General features: G+C 52.8%; 17 protein-coding genes. 8 read left to right on the top strand and 9 right to left on the bottom strand.

All coding sequences use genetic code 11. The features are described from left to right. Positions 1-149: 149 nt before the first annotated feature. The 4 genes from rseC to rpoE are packed head-to-tail and all read right to left on the bottom strand — an operon-like array spanning position 150 to position 2836. Positions 150-629, bottom strand: coding sequence for a SoxR-reducing system protein RseC (rseC, locus tag E0L21_RS02255; protein ID WP_131406426.1), 480 nt, complete (start codon positions 627-629; stop codon positions 150-152). Continuing rightward, positions 626-1579: a sigma-E factor regulatory protein RseB gene (gene rseB / locus E0L21_RS02250; RefSeq protein ID WP_131406425.1), complete on the bottom strand. Its 954-nt coding sequence runs from the start codon at positions 1577-1579 to the stop codon at positions 626-628. Before rseB ends, rseC begins: the two co-directional genes overlap by 4 nt. Beyond that, positions 1579-2229 carry an anti-sigma-E factor RseA gene (rseA, locus tag E0L21_RS02245; RefSeq protein WP_131406424.1) on the bottom strand — a complete coding sequence of 217 codons (651 nt, stop codon included), beginning with the start codon at positions 2227-2229 and terminating at the stop codon, positions 1579-1581. Before rseA ends, rseB begins: the two co-directional genes overlap by 1 nt. A 31-nt stretch (positions 2230-2260) precedes the next feature. Beyond that, entirely contained in the window at positions 2261-2836 is a 576-nt protein-coding gene (gene rpoE / locus E0L21_RS02240; protein WP_044172203.1) for an RNA polymerase sigma factor RpoE, read from the bottom strand. Positions 2837-3258: 422 nt separating this feature from the next. Here rpoE and nadB point away from each other — a divergent pair, with 422 nt between their 5' ends. Beyond that, positions 3259-4878, top strand: coding sequence for an L-aspartate oxidase (gene nadB, locus E0L21_RS02235; protein WP_131406423.1), 1620 nt, complete (start codon positions 3259-3261; stop codon positions 4876-4878). Here the strand turns inward: nadB and trmN are convergent. Then, a complete protein-coding gene (gene trmN, locus E0L21_RS02230) occupies positions 4863-5600 on the bottom strand; it encodes a tRNA(1)(Val) (adenine(37)-N(6))-methyltransferase TrmN (protein WP_131406422.1) in 738 nt (245 codons plus the stop codon). The two genes, nadB and trmN, sit on opposite strands and share 16 nt — an antisense overlap. A 129-nt stretch (positions 5601-5729) precedes the next feature. On the opposite strand from trmN, the gene srmB reads away from it, so the two are divergent. Further along, a complete protein-coding gene (gene srmB, locus E0L21_RS02225) occupies positions 5730-7064 on the top strand; it encodes an ATP-dependent RNA helicase SrmB (RefSeq protein ID WP_131406421.1) in 1335 nt (444 codons plus the stop codon). A 43-nt stretch (positions 7065-7107) separates the two neighbouring features. Here srmB and grcA read toward each other — a convergent pair whose 3' ends face one another. After that, complete coding sequence (gene grcA, locus E0L21_RS02220) at positions 7108-7491, bottom strand: autonomous glycyl radical cofactor GrcA (RefSeq protein ID WP_065370323.1); 384 nt, start codon at positions 7489-7491, stop codon at positions 7108-7110. A gap of 314 nt (positions 7492-7805) precedes the next feature. On the opposite strand from grcA, the gene ung reads away from it, so the two are divergent. Next, on the top strand, positions 7806-8495 hold the full coding sequence (gene ung / locus E0L21_RS02215) for a uracil-DNA glycosylase (protein ID WP_131406420.1): 690 nt from the start codon (positions 7806-7808) through the stop codon (positions 8493-8495). 49 nt (positions 8496-8544) lie between these two features. Here ung and E0L21_RS02210 read toward each other — a convergent pair whose 3' ends face one another. Further along, complete coding sequence (locus E0L21_RS02210; protein WP_131406419.1) at positions 8545-9663, bottom strand: tRNA/rRNA methyltransferase; 1119 nt, start codon at positions 9661-9663, stop codon at positions 8545-8547. A 204-nt stretch (positions 9664-9867) separates the two neighbouring features. Here E0L21_RS02210 and trxC point away from each other — a divergent pair, with 204 nt between their 5' ends. From trxC to E0L21_RS02185, 5 genes are all read left to right on the top strand, one after another. After that, positions 9868-10287, top strand: a complete 420-nt coding sequence (gene trxC / locus E0L21_RS02205) for a thioredoxin TrxC (protein ID WP_131406418.1) — start codon at positions 9868-9870, stop codon at positions 10285-10287. Between the two features lie 69 nt (positions 10288-10356). After that, complete coding sequence (locus E0L21_RS02200) at positions 10357-11055, top strand: tRNA-uridine aminocarboxypropyltransferase (RefSeq protein WP_131406417.1); 699 nt, start codon at positions 10357-10359, stop codon at positions 11053-11055. A gap of 32 nt (positions 11056-11087) precedes the next feature. Beyond that, positions 11088-13742 carry a bifunctional acetate--CoA ligase family protein/GNAT family N-acetyltransferase gene (locus E0L21_RS02195; RefSeq protein WP_131406416.1) on the top strand — a complete coding sequence of 885 codons (2655 nt, stop codon included), beginning with the start codon at positions 11088-11090 and terminating at the stop codon, positions 13740-13742. Positions 13743-13861: 119 nt separating this feature from the next. After that, on the top strand, positions 13862-15217 hold the full coding sequence (gene pssA / locus E0L21_RS02190; protein WP_131406931.1) for a CDP-diacylglycerol--serine O-phosphatidyltransferase: 1356 nt from the start codon (positions 13862-13864) through the stop codon (positions 15215-15217). Between the two features lie 44 nt (positions 15218-15261). After that, the gene (locus E0L21_RS02185; protein ID WP_097407588.1) at positions 15262-15582 is read left to right on the top strand and encodes a YfiM family lipoprotein; all 321 of its coding nucleotides are present in this window, start codon (positions 15262-15264) and stop codon (positions 15580-15582) included. Between the two features lie 3 nt (positions 15583-15585). Here the strand turns inward: E0L21_RS02185 and E0L21_RS02180 are convergent, their stop codons facing one another. Together E0L21_RS02180 and E0L21_RS25095 are read right to left on the bottom strand one after the other, a co-directional pair. Then, positions 15586-16890, bottom strand: a complete 1305-nt coding sequence (locus tag E0L21_RS02180) for an MFS family transporter (protein WP_131406415.1) — start codon at positions 16888-16890, stop codon at positions 15586-15588. A gap of 126 nt (positions 16891-17016) precedes the next feature. Continuing rightward, positions 17017-17196, bottom strand: a 180-nt coding sequence (locus E0L21_RS25095) for a hypothetical protein (RefSeq protein WP_208430918.1), incomplete at its 5' end; no start/stop codon positions are given.

Below are 17196 nucleotides of genomic sequence, written 5' to 3'. Positions count from 1 at the left end.
GTTTTTATGCCTTACGAGTAACTAAGAGGCCTGTACGCGCCTGACGTCAATGTACTGAAACGCCGCATTCTACACTACAACAACAATGCGGGGAAATGCTGATACCAAGCAGAAAAGTATCGCTATTATCGTAAGACTTAAAGAGGATATTACGGCTGGCTTTCAGCGGATGCGCTGTCGACGCGGATAAGATCCGGAGGCAAACCGACGCTAAGAATAACCGGCTGCCATTCGCTGCGCGTGGCAAGCTTTGGCGACAATCCACGGGCGAGTAAAAAACCGCCGACGCCACCAAGCACCGCGCCGCAAAACGCCGCAAGATCCTGGCCGAAAAACGCCTGGAAAATAGCCCCCATGACAAACAGGCCTACCAGCGGCGACATATAGACCAATACCGCTGAGCCCAGCAGGCTGCTCTCGGCGATGCCTAATTCAACCTTCTGCCCGGCAACTAACGGCTCTGCGCTGGGCACGGCAATGGTATGCGTGGTTTGGGGGCCGAGTTTGTTCAGCACACGGCTGCCGCAACCGGCACGTGAGGCGCAGCTGCTACAGGAAGCTTTGACGTCACATTCGACCAGCGCGCTACCATTTTGCCAGGAAACGACGGTCGCCCACTCTTTTATCATTGTGCGGCCTTAAATTTGAGACTGTCCGCAATACGTTTTGCAGTTTGCGGAGGCAATTCACCGACGACAGTAATTTCGGCGTTATCGCGAACCGTAGTGCTAACGGTACGGCGACCGGTGCGCAGCATCTGATCGGCACTGTTCTGGTTAGCACGGTTAACGTTAACGGAGAAGCTGAACAAACCGTCAGAATAGAGACGGGATTCAACGGGCATATCCATGGTCGGCAGTTGGCGACGGCTACTGGAAACTTCGCTAAACCCCTGCGGCAACCAGGCGGGTTCCCAGTTAAACACGACTTTATCGCCAGCCGGTAATGAAAGTAGCGGCGGCAGACTGGATTTCGCCAGTGTTTGCATACTATTGGTCACCTGGCCGTTGACGGTAACAGCAATGACGCGGAATTGTTCAAGGGTTTCGCCATCGCGATCAAGCAAATCCACGCGCATCGGCAGCCGGGTTTCTTCATCCATCCACACAATATAGCTATAACGGGTACCATCGCGTGCCACGACACGGATTACTTCGCACAGCCGGTCGGCAATGCGCGTGCGTCCCACGGAGATAAAATCGTAATAGGAGGAAAGGCGTTTGAAGTCGGTATACACCAGAGACGGCAGTGAATCGACGATGAAGTTGCCGTTAAGCGTGAAAGGTTCAAGACCCGGTTCGAAATAGCTGATCTCGTTGCCACGCTGCACTACTTCGCGGCGGGGGCCGTCCATTTGCAACAACTGCGCAAGCGGCTGATCGTTGAGACGCACATGGCGGTAACGTAACGATTCAACACCCTGCTTATTGATGCTGACAAAAGAGAGTTCATAGTTGAGCGACTGGCTCGCCACGTTCATTTGCTGCAGCAACGCCCCGGACGAAACATCAGCCGAGGCGTTGACAGAGAAGAACAAGCCAGTAGCCACAAAAGACATGGCACACCAAAGTTGCTTCATTACTGCGATTGCGTTCCTAAAGTTTGATTTCCTGGCACCTGTACAGCGGCTTGCTGTGTTTGCGCCTGCTCAAACTGAAGCTGTTCGGAGTGCAGACGGCGTTGCAGTTCGTAATCCTGCAGCATCGCATTAATACGACGACGTTGTTCCTGCACCTGCTGTTGCTGACCGGCATTTGCCGTCGCATCAGACGGAACACCCAAACTCACCGGACTGGCTTTGCCCATCATCGGCAGCGTATTAAACACTGGCGCTTCGGGCTGTTGGGTTGATTCAGCTGAGCCATTATAGTGCTGGACGCCAACAATTACAGCAAGCGATACGCATGCCGCAACGCCCATCTGGGTAAGCTGACTGGCCCATGGACGAACTTTGTGCCAGAACGGCATTTTCTGCCATTGGTGTGGAACGGGCTGAGCTTCAGGAATCAACGGCGCTGGCGCCTGAACAGTGTCATTCTCAATCGCGGCCATTACTCGGGCTGAGATATCGAAATGAAGGAGATCGGCGGTATCACCACGCATGGAATCGCGGATGAGATGGTAGCTCTCCCAGGTTTTCTGCATTTCCGGATCCTGAGACAACTCAACGAGCAGCTCACTATCCAGCGTTTCACCATCCATTAAAGCGGAAAGTTGTTCTTTCTGCATGCCTAATACCTTTTTCAGTATCCCGCTATCGTCAACGCCTGATAAGCGGTTGAACTTTATTATCAATAGCTTCCCGCGCACGGAAGATACGCGAACGAACGGTACCCACCGGACAATCCATTATGGCCGCAATCTCTTCATAACTTAGGCCATCCAGCTCCCGCAACGTAATTGCCATACGTAAATCTTCCGGGAGCGACTCAATGGTACGGAAAACTATTTGTCGCAGTTCTTCTGACAACATTAAGTTCTCAGGGTTCGAAATTTCTTTCAGTGCACCGCCACTTTCGAAGTTTTCTGCTTCAATAGCGTCCACATCACTGGATGGCGGCCTGCGCCCTTGGGCAACCAGGTAATTTTTCGCTGTATTAACCGCAATTCGGTATAGCCAGGTATAAAAAGCACTATCTCCCCTGAATGAATCAAGCGCGCGATAGGCCTTTATAAATGACTCTTGTACGACATCAGGCACATCGCCCGAAGGGACATATCGGGAAACCAGACTCGCCACTTTATGCTGGTAGCGCACCACCAGTAAGTTGAACGATTTCTGATCTCCTTTCTGGACCCTTTCGACCAGGACCTGATCCGTTAACTGCTCGCTCATCCGAGGTAAAGTCTCCCCAAAACCAATTTCCACGCGTATCCAGAAACGCCACTCCAATACTGCACAATATGAGCAAGCAGCCAATTAGAGGACCGGTCTGTAATAAAGTTCCGTTACGCCTTTGTTTTTGTGCATCGTTCTACAGACTTTTCATTCTCACTCATTATAAGTCTGCAAACTTTGAACAATGTGTTTTCTCAAAGAAAAGACCTTAAGATCGCCAGAGAGTAACGCAATACCGCTTTTTTTTCACCTCTAATACACCTTAGCTAACAAACTGCTTCTTAATAGCTTTTTCCGGGTTGTATATTCCTGGCCGATTATCATGTTTAGTCGTTAGTACAAGAAAAGCAAAAAACAGTGATCATCTTCCGCTTACGGTGCTATGCTGCGCCAACACTGTTTAGTAAATTAAACAAACCATGAAAATGACTCCTGAACTCTCCTGTGATGTACTGGTCATCGGCAGCGGCGCGGCCGGTCTTTCGGTGGCTTTGCGGCTGGCAGACAAACATAACGTCATTGTTTTAAGTAAAGGTCCCATTAGCGAAGGTTCAACATTTTATGCTCAGGGCGGTATCGCTGCAGTATTTGATGAAACCGACAGCATCGAATCGCATGTGGAAGACACGCTCATTGCAGGCGCCGGCATTGTTGAGCGCCACGCAGCAGAGTTCGTCGCCAGCAACGCGCGCCAGTGCGTACAGTGGCTCATCGATCAGGGCGTATTGTTTGATACCGAGGTTACCGCCAACGGCGAGGCCAGTTATCACCTCACGCGTGAAGGCGGGCATAGCCACCGCCGCATTCTCCACAGTGCCGACGCGACCGGCAAAGAAGTCGAAAACACGCTGGTCACCCAAGCGGTAAACCATCCGAACATTCGTGTGCTTGAGCGCTGCAATGCGGTGGATTTGATTATTTCCGATAAAATCGGCCTGGCCGGAACGCGGCGTGTAGTGGGCGCGTGGGTGTGGAACCGTAATAAAGAACAGGTGGAGACCTGCCAAGCAAAAGCCGTGGTACTGGCAACAGGTGGAGCCTCGAAGGTCTATCAGTACACCACCAATCCGGACATCGCCTCTGGTGACGGCATTGCTATGGCCTGGCGTGCGGGCTGCCGGGTAGCGAACCTGGAGTTTAATCAATTTCACCCTACCGCACTATTCCACCCGCAGGCGCGCAATTTCCTGATCACAGAAGCGTTGCGCGGTGAAGGTGCGCATCTGAAACGCCCGGACGGCACCCGTTTTATGCCAGATTTTGACGCGCGAGGTGAGTTAGCGCCACGCGATGTGGTCGCCCGCGCGATCGATCATGAAATGAAACGTCTCGGCGTCGATTGCATGTGTCTCGATATCAGCCATAAACCTGCTGAATTTATCCGTCACCATTTCCCGATGATTTATGAAAAGTTGCTCGGGCTTGGCATCGATTTAACCAAAGAGCCCGTGCCGATTGTACCTGCAGCACATTACACCTGCGGCGGCGTAATGATTGACGATCGCGGGCGTACCGATGTCGACGGGCTGTATGCAATTGGAGAAGTGAGTTATAGCGGTTTGCACGGTGCAAATCGCATGGCGTCGAATTCGCTGCTGGAGTGTCTGGTCTATGGCTGGTCGGCGGCGGAAGATATCGCCCATCGTATACCGCATGCACAAGCGGCCACGACGCTGCCGGCATGGGATGAAAGCCGCGTGGACGATGCCGATGAACGGGTGATTCTGCAACACAACTGGCACGAATTACGGTTGTTTATGTGGGATTACGTCGGCATTGTGCGCACCACTAAACGCCTTGAGCGCGCCCTGCGCCGAATCACATTGCTACAGCAGGAAATTGACGAGTATTACGCGAACTTCCGCGTCTCGAATAACCTGCTGGAGTTGCGCAACCTGGTGCAAGTCGCGGAGTTAATTGTGCGCTGTGCAATGGCGCGTAAAGAGAGCCGTGGGTTGCATTACACGCTGGATTATCCCGATTTACTGCCGGAATCTGGCCCGACGGTGCTGTCGCCACAAAACTACATAAACAGATAAAACGCCTGGGTCAGCGCGGTGTAGCTCTCTGAGTAGCGTTGATCGGGCCCACGGATCACCAGACGATCGGCAAACAGTTCGCCGTCTCGCGGAGAGAATGCCAACAGGACGCGATGAGGCAAACGGCTTTCTGTTTCAGTTACATCCGTACGCAAACGCAGATGCCAGCCCAGCGTCTGCGCTTTGCTGACAAAAGTTTCGCTGATTTCAATCGGCAGAACGACGCAGAAAAAGCCCTCTTCTGTAATCAGCGTTGCGCCAATTTCCAGCAAGGATTGATGATCAAGCGTTGTGGTATAGCGCGCTTTTTCGCGCTCCGGCGTGCCGCATTGCACCCCTTCGTCAAAATAGGGCGGATTGCTGACAATCAGATCATAGCGCGCGGTATTTTCCGTGCTCCACTGGCAGATATCCGCCTGATGCACGGTAATGCGCTCAGCCCACGGTGAGGCCAGAACATTTTCCTGTGCCTGCCCGGCTGCGTGATCATCCAGTTCGACGGCATCAATTGTTACTTCTGGTGATGTGCGTTGCGCCAGCATCAGCGCCAGTAGCCCGCTACCGGTGCCAATGTCCAGCACATGCCTTGCTTTGGAAACCGGCGCCCACGCGCCTAACATCACCCCATCAGTGCCTACTTTCATGGCACAGCGATCGTGAGCAACAAAGAATTCTTTAAACGTGAAGCCATCACGGCGCAACAGAGCCTTGGGCTGAGACATCTTTACAACCTCAATTCGGAAACCGGTGTAGCATAGGGGAAAGCAAAGCGCTGGAAAAGCAATAAGCAGACAACAGATGAAGATTGCAGCCGTAACGTCTATAATCGGCGCCCCACACAGAGGTAGATCATGACTGTAACGACTTTTTCCGAACTCGAACTTGACGACAGCCTGCTGGACGCGCTCCAGAATAAAGGCTTTACACGCCCGACCGCCATCCAGGCCGCCGCCATTCCGCCTGCGCTTGAAGGGCGTGATGTCCTCGGTTCCGCCCCTACCGGCACCGGTAAAACAGCGGCATATCTGCTGCCTGCGTTGCAGCACCTTCTGGACTTCCCGCGTAAGAAATCCGGCCCACCGCGCATCCTGATCCTGACCCCGACCCGCGAACTGGCGATGCAGGTGGCCGATCACGCACGTGAGCTTGCCGCTAACACGCATCTGGATATCGCCACCATTACCGGCGGTGTAGCGTATATGAACCACGCGGAAGTGTTCAGCGAAAACCAGGATGTCGTGGTCGCGACCACTGGCCGCCTGTTGCAATACATTAAAGAAGAGAACTTCGACTGCCGCGCGGTAGAGACGCTGATCCTTGACGAAGCAGATCGCATGCTGGACATGGGCTTCGCGCAAGATATCGAGCACATTGCCGGTGAAACCCGCTGGCGCAAGCAGACCATGCTCTTCTCTGCGACGCTGGAAGGCGAAGCGATTAAAAATTTTGCTGAGCGCCTGCTGGAAGATCCTGTTGAAGTTTCTGCCACGCCATCAACGCGCGAGCGCAAGAAAATTCACCAGTGGTACTACCGTGCCGACGACGTGGCACATAAAACCGCACTGCTGGTGCATCTGCTTAAGCAACCTGAAGTTAGCCGCTCTATCGTGTTCGTTCGCAAACGCGAGCGTGTGCATGAGCTGGCAAACTGGCTGCGTGAAGCGGGAATTAACAACTGCTATCTCGAAGGTGAGATGGTACAGGCGAAGCGCAACGAAGCGATTAAACGCCTGACGGAAGGCCGTGTGAACGTGCTGGTCGCCACCGATGTCGCCGCTCGCGGCATTGATATCGACGATGTCAGCCACGTATTTAACTTCGATCTGCCGCGCAGCGGCGATACCTACCTGCACCGCATCGGTCGTACGGGCCGCGCGGGCCGTAAAGGCACCGCGATTTCTCTGGTCGAAGCGCACGATCATTTGTTGCTGGGTAAAATCGGCCGGTATGTTGAAGAACCGCTGAAGCCGCGTGTGATAGACGAATTGCGTGCAAAAACGCGCGCGCCCAGTGAGAAGCTGACAGGCAAACCATCGAAGAAAGTGTTGGCGAAACGCGAAGAGAAGAAAAAAGAGAAAGAAAAAGAGAAACCGCGGGTGAAGCAACGCCATCGTGACACCAAAAATATTGGTAAACGACGTAAGCCGAGCGCTGCAAGTACTGCGCCGCAAAATACAGAAGAGTAAAAAAAACGCCGGGATATCCCGGCGTTTTTATGTGTGCCTGAAATTACAGGCTTTCAGTAAAGGTACGAGCAATAACGTCGCGCTGCTGTTCTGGAGTCAGAGAGTTAAAACGCACAGCATAACCAGATACACGAATCGTCAGCTGTGGGTATTTTTCCGGGTGTTCAACAGCATCAAGCAGTGTTTCACGACGCAGCACGTTAACGTTCAGGTGCTGGCCGCCTTCAACGCGCACTTCTGGTTTCACTTCCATCGGAATTTCACGGTATTCGATATCGCCGAGTTTGCTAACCGCAACCACTTCATCTTCGGCATAACCCGCTTTGGCACACACGCAACGTGCTTCGCCTTTTTCGTTATCGAGCAGCCAGAATGAGTTCAGCAAGTTGTCATTGGCAGCTTTAGTAATCTGGATACCAGTAATCATGAATAGCCTCCCTTAGGCACATTATTTGATTAGCCGGATTCTTTCCGGCCAATTGGTAAAACCATTGTTGTCTGATTGTTTATATACCAGTCTGACATGCGGCATTCTTTGATTTAAATCAATAAAAACCACACAGTAAAAATGGCCATAGGGGAATATACTTGTTTTATATCAAGTTACGCCAATCGCGCCGACTTAAAATTTTTGTAAATTTTAAAAATATTTTTAGGATTATCTATCACGAAGGACAGTCAATTTTGTTTCAGAGAAATAAGCAGTTAAGCTACGGGGAATGAACTTCGCAGGAGAGCGGGATGACCACTTCATTATCATGGCATGATGTGCTGGCAGAAGAAAAACAGCAGCCGTACTTTATTAACACCCTTAGCACAGTGGCGACTGAGCGCCAGTCCGGGATAACCATCTATCCGCCACAGAAAGATGTGTTCAACGCCTTTCGCTTCACTGAGCTTGGCGACGTCAAAGTTGTCATCCTCGGCCAGGATCCTTACCACGGCCCGGGACAAGCACACGGTTTAGCATTTTCCGTCTTGCCTGGCATTGCGCCACCGCCTTCCTTGCTGAATATGTATAAAGAGCTGGAAGCCAGCATTCCGGGTTTTGTGCGCCCGCAACATGGTTATCTCGAAAGCTGGGCGCGTCAGGGCGTACTGCTACTGAATACCGTGCTCACCGTGCGCGCTGGTCAGGCACACTCACATGCAAGCCTCGGCTGGGAAACCTTTACCGATAAAGTCATTAGCCTGATTAATGAGCATCGCGAAGGCGTGGTATTTCTGCTTTGGGGTTCGCACGCGCAGAAGAAAGGGGCGATTATCGACACAAATCGCCATCATGTTCTGAAAGCGCCGCATCCGTCGCCGCTCTCCGCGCACCGCGGATTTTTCGGCTGTAACCATTTTGTCCTGGCGAATCAATGGCTAGAAAAACAGGGTGAAGCGCCAGTCGACTGGATGCCGACACTGCCGGCAGAAAGTGAGTAAAAAAAAGCCAGCTTTACGCTGGCTTTTTTATTGCACCTGACATTGCGCATCAGGCTTTATTTTGACGCCACCACTCCGCCAGCAACACACCGGTTGCGACAGAAACGTTGAGGCTTTCAACGTTGCCGGTGCCATCAATTGAGACACTCAAATCGGAACGAGACAGCGTCACATCAGACAGACCATCGCGCTCCTGACCGAGCACCAGTACCATCTTTTTCGGCAGCTCGGCTTTAAACAGCGAGGTTCCGTTGTGACTGGAGGTGGTCACCAGCGCATAACCCGCCTGACGGAACTCTTCCAGCGCATCGACAAAACTATCGCCGGTGATCGCCTGAACGTGTTCCGCGCCGCCTTCTGCGGTACGGACTGCCGCACCAGATTCAATCACTGCCGCATCCTGCAACACCACGCCTTTCACACCGAAATGCGCGCAGCTACGCATAATTGCGCCGAGGTTGTGCGGGTTACCCACATCTTCCAGCGCCAGCACGCAATCTTCGTCTGCGGCGTTCGCCACCCATTTCTGGACACTCAGGCCATTACGCTTTTTGATCAAGAAGCACACGCCACCGTGGTGTTCCGTGCCGGAGGCTTTTGTCAACTCGTCTTCATCAACCACGTGATACGCTTTACGGTTCGCGGCCATCCAGCGCAGGGCTTCTTTAAAACGCGGGGTTACACTCTGTACAAACCAGGCGCGAACAATCGACTCAGGACGGCTGCTGAACAGTGCCTGGCAGGCATTTTCGCCATAGACACGCGTCTCTTCCGCACGCTGGCGGCGCAGCACTTCCGGATCGATAAAACTTTTACCGCTAATACCACCGTGATCCGGTTTTTCCGGCGTTTCGTCGCCCGGGGCACGGGAAACGGTACGCCACGGCGAATCACTCTGGTTGCTGAAATTGTCTCGCTGCGGGCGGCTTCTGTCATCACGAGCAGGGCGGCCCCGGTCATCACGGGCAGAACGACTTCTATCGTCACGGCCTGCACGACCTTTATCATCGCGGGAGGTGCGACGGTCATCGCCACCGCGCGAAGACGTTCCGCTACGTGCTGGCCCTTTCCCGGTGCGCGGGTTAAGACCACGTTTATCGGAATCATCATCACTGCGGACATACATCACTTTGACCTTGCCGCTTTTATTCTTTAATTCATCGTTCATGCTTTTCTCCACCAGCGCTGCGCGAAGCGCGCAGATTACCTGATGTGCTGGCGCTTAGCCATTAATTCGTTCAAAAGTTATCGGCTATTGTACTCATTGAATAAAACGCGTTGTTGTTTAAAACCTTCTTATTAATAATATGTAACATTGAAGAAACATACCGGCGAAACGCCGCTTTGTACCATCGTTTCCCTGAGGTTAGTTATGAATACCGTATGTGCAAGCTGTCAGGCGCTGAACCGCATTCCTGAAGAAAGAATGAGCGACGGCGCGAAATGTGGGCGCTGTGGACATGAGCTGTTCGATGGAGATGTGATCAATGCGACTGGCGAAACCCTGGATAAACTGCTGAAAGATGACCTGCCTGTGGTCGTCGATTTCTGGGCACCATGGTGTGGCCCGTGCCGCAACTTTGCGCCGATTTTCGAAGATGTCGCGGAAGAACGCAGCGGCCAAGTGCGCTTTGTGAAAGTCAACACTGAAGCCGAGCGCGAGCTGAGTGCGCGTTTCCGCATTCGCAGCATTCCGACCATTATGCTGTTCAAAAATGGCGAAGTGGTGGACATGCTAAGCGGGGCGATGCCGAAAGCGCCGTTCGACAGCTGGCTTAACGAATCACTGTAATCCCTTCGGGGCGCTTCTTGTGCCCCGTTTTCAGCTCTGCGACAATGGCGTTTTTCTTGTGCGACCTTCATGACCAATAACGCTGTTCTCCAACTCCGTGCTGAGCGTCTTGCCCGCTCGACGCGCCCGTTTCTGGCGCGTGGCAACCGTATTCGCCGCTGCCAGCGCTGCTTGCTGCCGCTAAAAAACTGTCTGTGTGATACCTTAAAACCGGCCTGCGCCAACAGCCGTTTTTGCCTGGTCATGTTTGACACCGAGCCGATGAAACCCAGTAACACCGGGCGTTTGATTGCCGATATTCTGCCCGACACGCAGGCTTTTCAATGGTCGCGCACCGAGCCGCCGCAAGCGCTTATCGATTTATGCACCAGTGAAGCGTACCAGCCAATGGTCGTCTTCCCGGCCTCTTATGCAGGAAGTGAACGTCAGGTATTGAGTGCTCCGGCAGCCGGAAAACCCCCGCTGTTTATTATGCTGGATGGTACCTGGACCGAAGCACGTAAAATGTTCCGCAAAAGCCCTTATCTGGATGCATTACCGGTTATCTCCGTCGATTTATCACGTGTGTCTGCCTATCGCTTACGGGAAGCGCACGCAGAAGATCAATACTGCACGGCGGAAGTGGCCATTGCTCTGTTGGATCTGGCTGGCGATAACAGTGCAGCGCAAGCCCTCGGCGATCACTTTACCCTGTTTCGCGAACGTTACCTGGCGGGGAAACCGCATCATTCGCCCGCCATCACAGCAAACGCTGCAGAAAACGTTTAATATCATCGGGTCACTCTTTTGCGGAGGCCGGTATGAGCCAACGAGGGCTGGAAGCGTTATTACGTCCCCGATCGATTGCGGTGGTGGGTGCATCCATGAAGCCGGATCGTGCGGGTTATTTAATGATGCGCAATTTGCTGGCAGGCGGTTTCGCCGGGCCAGTCTTACCGGTAACGCCCGCCTATAAAGCGGTACAGGGCGTGCTGGCGTGGCCGGATGTCGCCAGCCTGCCTTTCACGCCCGATCTTGCCGTATTGTGTACCCACGCAAAACGTAATTTGGCGCTGCTTGAAGCGCTCGGCCAAAAGGGGTGTAAAACCTGCATTATCCTTTCCGCTCCGCCCGAACAACATGCCGATTTACTGGCCTGCGCCGGTCGCTACCAGATGCGATTGCTTGGCCCGAACAGCCTGGGCTTGCTCGCTCCCTGGCAAGGGCTTAATGCCAGTTTCTCACCGGTGCCGATTACACGTGGCAAGCTGGCGTTTATTTCCCAGTCAGCCGCCGTCTCCAATACTATCCTCGACTGGGCGCAACAGCGGGAAATGGGGTTCTCTTATTTCATCGCACTCGGCGATAGTCTCGATATTGATGTCGATGAACTGCTCGATTTCCTGGCGCGCGACAGTAAGACCAGCGCCATCCTGCTCTATCTGGAACAGTTAAGTGATGCCCGTCGATTTGTTTCCGCCGCACGTAGCGCCTCACGTAATAAACCGATTCTGGTCATAAAAAGCGGTCGCAGCCCGGAAGCACAGCGTCTGCTGCATTCTCATGCGGGGCTCGATCCAGCCTGGGATGCGGCTATTCAGCGCGCCGGTTTATTGCGGGTCCAGGATACGCATGAGCTTTTTTCCGCCGTCGAAACACTTAGCCATATGCGCCCACTGCGCGGCGAACGGTTGATGATCATCAGTAATGGCGCAGCACCCGCCGCACTGGCGCTTGACGAACTGTGGTCACGCAACGGCAAGCTGGCCACACTGAGTGAAGAGACGATAGCGCAGTTGCGAGCCGTACTGCCGGAGTATGTGGAACCCGCTAACCCGCTGGATTTGCGCGATGATGCAAGTAGTGAGCGTTACATCGCGGCGTTGAATATTTTGCTCGATAGCCAGGATTACGATGCGTTGATGGTGATCCACGCGCCCAGTGCCGCCGCACCGGGCAGCGAAAGCGCGGTGGCGTTAATTGATGCGTTGAAAAAACATCCCCGCGGGAAATATGTCACCGTGCTGACCAACTGGTGCGGTGAGTTTTCTTCTCAGGAAGCGCGGCGTCTGTTTAGTGAGGCCGGATTGCCAACCTATCGAACCCCGGAAGGCACTATTACGGCGTTTATGCATATGGTGGAATATCGGCGAAACCAGAAGCAGTTGCGTGAAACGCCAGCGATCTCCGTAAGCCTGACAGCAGATACCGCCGCCGCACACAACCTTCTGCAGCAGGCGCTGACCGAGGGCGCATCAACGCTGGACACCCACGAAGTTCAGCCGATCCTGCGGGCCTGGGGGTTGCAAACGCTGCCGACATGGATTGCCAGCGACAGTGCGGAAGCGGTGCATATTGCCGAACAGATTGGCTACCCGGTTGCGCTGAAATTACGCTCTCCGGATATCCCGCATAAGTCAGAAGTTCAGGGGGTAATGCTTTATCTGCGTACCGCGAAAGAAGTGCAACAGGCTGCTGACGCGATTATTGATCGTGTCAAAATGAACTGGCCGCAAGCGCGCATCCACGGTTTGCAAGTGCAGAGCATGGCGAACCGTGCTGGTGCGCAGGAACTGCGCGTTGTGGTAGAACACGATCCGGTTTTCGGCCCGCTGATTATGTTGGGTGAAGGCGGCGTTGAGTGGCGAGCAGAGGATCAAGCCGCAGTGGCACTTCCGCCACTCAATATGAATCTGGCGCGCTACCTGGTCATTCAGGCGATCAAAAGTAAAAAGATCCGTGGGCGCAGCGCACTCCGCACGCTGGATATTGCAGGTCTGAGCCAGTTTTTAGTTCAGGTTTCAAATTTGATCGTCGATTGCCCGGAAATCGAACGGCTCGACATTCACCCTTTGCTGGCTTCCGGGAGCGAATTCACGGCGCTGGATGTCACGATGTCTATCGCGCCCACCGCGGGGAACGGCGAGACTCGTCTTGCTATTCGCCCCTATCCGCAGCATCTGGAAGAGCGCGTTGAGATGAGAAATGGCGAGCAGTGCTTGTTCCGCCCTATTCTTCCCGAGGATGAACCTCAGTTGCAGGCATTTATCGCCAGGGTGACAAAAGAAGATCTCTATTATCGCTACTTTAGCGAGATTAACGAATTTACCCACGATGATTTAGCGAATATGACGCAGATCGACTACGATCGGGAAATGGCTTTCGTGGCTGTGCGCAGCACAGATCAGGGCGAAGAAATTTTGGGCGTCACCCGCGCTATTTCCGACCCGGATAATATCGATGCTGAATTTGCCGTGCTGGTTCGTTCCGACCTAAAAGGACTTGGGCTCGGACGACGTTTACTTGAAAAGCTTATCAGTTATACCCGGGATCACGGACTTAAGCGCTTGAATGGTATTACTATGCCCAACAATCGCGGCATGGTGACGCTGGCGCGTAAACTGGGATTTGATGTCGATATCCAACTGGAAGATGGAATCGTCGGTTTGTCGCTCCATCTGACACCGAACGAGTAATCCCGAGTAAGGTACTGGAAATGTTGACCGCTTTAGCAGGCTCGGTGTTATTATTGCCCGCTTATGTCGTCTGCATGCTACAGAAGACCCTTCAATAAACAGAGAAGAAACGCACTGTGATGTTGTCAAAATTTAAGCGTAATAAACATCAACAACACCTTGCCCAATTACCCAAGATTTCTCAGTCAGCTGATGATATAGAGTTCTTCTATGCGCCTGCTGATTTCAGGGAGACGCTGCTTGCGAAGATAGCCACCGCAACGCGCCGGATCTATATCATTGCCCTGTATCTTGAACAGGATGATGGTGGGAAAGGAATTCTGAACGCGCTGTATGAAGCAAAACGCCAGCGCCCGGAGCTGGATGTTCGCGTCCTCGTTGACTGGCATCGCGCTCAGCGCGGTCGTATTGGCGCAGCAGCGTCGAATACCAATGCGGACTGGTACTGCCGCATGGCACAGGAAAACCCTGGCGTTGTCGTTCCCGTTTACGGGGTGCCGGTTAATACCCGCGAAGCGCTTGGCGTGCTGCATTTCAAAGGTTTTATTATTGATGACTGTGTGCTGTATAGCGGCGCGAGTCTCAATGATGTTTACCTGCATCAGCACGATAAATACCGTTATGACCGTTATCAGCTGATCCGTAACCCACAGATGGCGGACGTGATGCAAGGCTGGGTTGAGCAGAATCTGATCCAGGGCCGAGGTGTGAACCGCCTTGACGATCCGCAGCGCCCCAAAAGCCCGGAAATCAAAAATGATATCCGCCTGTTCCGTCAGGAATTGCGCGATGCGTCGTACCATTTCCAGGGCGATGCGGATAACGAACAACTGGCCGTGACTCCGCTGGTTGGTCTGGGAAAATCCAGCCTGCTGAATAAGACGATTTTCCATCTTATGCCGTGCGCGGAGCACAAGCTGACGATTTGTACGCCCTATTTCAACCTGCCTGCGGTACTAGTACGCAATATTATCCAGTTGCTGCGTGAGGGGAAAAAAGTCGAAATCATCGTTGGCGATAAGACAGCGAATGACTTTTTCATTCCTGAAGATGAGCCATTTAAGATCATTGGCGCGTTGCCTTATTTGTATGAGATCAACCTGCGTCGCTTCTTAAGCCGTCTGCAATATTATGTGAATACCGATCAGTTGGTTGTTCGCTTGTGGAAAGATGACGATAACAGTTACCACCTGAAAGGAATGTGGGTCGACGATGAGTGGATCCTGGTCACCGGGAATAACCTGAACCCACGCGCCTGGCGTCTGGACCTGGAGAACGCAGTACTGATCCACGATCCGAAACATGAGCTGGCCGCACAGCGTGATAAAGAGCTGGAACTTATCCGCACGCACACCACAGTGGTAAATCATTACCGTGACTTGCAAAGTATTGCTGATTACCCGGTGAAAGTCCGTAAGCTGATACGCCGCCTGCGCCGTATCCGCATTGATAAGCTGATTAGCCGCATTCTTTAACATTAAGCCCCATCCCTGTGATGGGGCTTTTTTCAGGTATTCCAATGAAATACACCTTGCTGGCAACAACGCTGCTGCTGACAGGCTGTAGCCATATGGCAAACGATAGCTGGAGCGGGCAGGATAAAGCACAACATTTCCTTGGATCGGCGATGCTTTCCGCAGCCGGGAACGAATACGCACAACATCAGGGTATTAGCCGTGACCGTAGCGCAGTATATGGTCTGATGTTTTCTGTTAGCCTTGGCGCATCGAAAGAGTTATGGGATAGCCGCCCGGCAGGGAGCGGCTGGAGCTGGAAAGATTTCGCATGGGATGTTGCCGGTGCCACAACAGGTTTTGCCGTGTGGCAACTGGCAAGATAGACACTAAAGCCGGATGCCTTTCCCTTTGCGATGCAGCATTAAGGAAACCACAAACGCTAATGCGCCCATCACGGTAACGTACCAGAAAAAGGTGCTTTCAAAACCGACCGATTTCAGCGACAGCGCAACATACTCAGCCGAACCACCAAACAGCGCATTCGCCACGGCATAGGATAATCCAACACCTAACGCACGAACCTGCGCCGGGAACATTTCGGCTTTCAGGATGCCGCTGATCGAGGTGTAGAAACTGACAATCACTAATGCCAGCATAACCAGCGCGAACGCGGCATAGGGCGACGTTACGCTATGCAGCGCACTGAGAATCGGGACGGTACAAAGTGAGGCAAGGCCGCCGAACAGCAACATTGAGGTGCGGCGGCCAATTTTGTCCGACAGCGCGCCAATAACGGGTTGAATCAACATAAAGACAAATAACGCAACTGTCATAATGACGCTGGCAACGTTGGCATGCATTCCGGCGGTATTCACCAGATATTTTTGCATATAGGTGGTAAAGGTGTAGAACGTCAGTGAACCGCCAGCCGTAAAGCCAAGCACCATAATGAAAGCCTTGCGGTTACGCCACAGGCCTTTTAGCGATCCCGCCTCTTTCAGAGCCCGTACTTCTTGCCGCGAGGTTTCATCAAGTTGCCGGCGTAGCCACAGCGCAACAATGGCCAGTGCGGCACCGAGCGCAAACGGAATACGCCAACCCCAGGCACGTAAATCTTCATCGCTCAGAACCTGTTGCAATACAACAACAACCAGCAGAGCCAATAATTGCCCGCCAATCAGCGTGACATACTGGAATGACGCGTAAAATCCTTTACGCCCTTCCACTGCAACTTCGCTCATATAAGTCGCGCTTGTGCCATATTCACCACCCACTGATAGCCCCTGGAACAGGCGCGCCAACAGTAATAATGCTGGTGCCCAGGTCCCAATGGACTCATAACCGGGCAAGCAGGCGATGACCAGTGATCCCAGGCACATCATACACACCGAGATGAGCATCGATGCCTTGCGTCCGCGCCTGTCAGCGATACGGCCAAATAACCAGCCCCCGATCGGTCGCATAAGAAAACCAGCGGCAAAAACACCCGCTGTTTGTAATAGCTGAGTCGTTGTGTTGCCGGCGGGGAAAAAGATGTGCGCGAAGTAGAGGGAGCAAAAGGAATAGACATAGAAATCAAACCACTCAACCAGGTTACCTGATGAAGCGCCAATGATCGCCCATATCCTGCGTCGGGTATCGCTGCTAGTGAGCGATTCGGATTCAGGTGTTGTCACACTGCTTTCTGCCATTCTATTAATACTCCTGCTAAAGATTTTGAAGATATGAACTTCGTGAAAATCCTTATCCACTCAGCGCAAAGACCAAAATGTTACATATTTGTTATATTACAAGAGTGATTTACATCACATTTCAAATTAGCAATGTAAGCAATTAAGAATAGGGGCATGTACGGTCTTAAGCAAAAAAGCCCCATGCTTTCGCATGAGGCTTTCTGTCCGGCAAATCAAAGTTAAAAACCGGTACGGCGGACGGGATTTGTCGCAGCGTAAAAACGCAAAAAGGCCATCCGTCAGGATGGCCTCTTCACTTAATTG

This window comes from Kosakonia quasisacchari (assembly GCF_004331415.1).
GTDB lineage: Bacteria > Pseudomonadota > Gammaproteobacteria > Enterobacterales > Enterobacteriaceae > Kosakonia > Kosakonia quasisacchari.
This window is presented reverse-complemented; position numbering and strand designations above follow the sequence as displayed.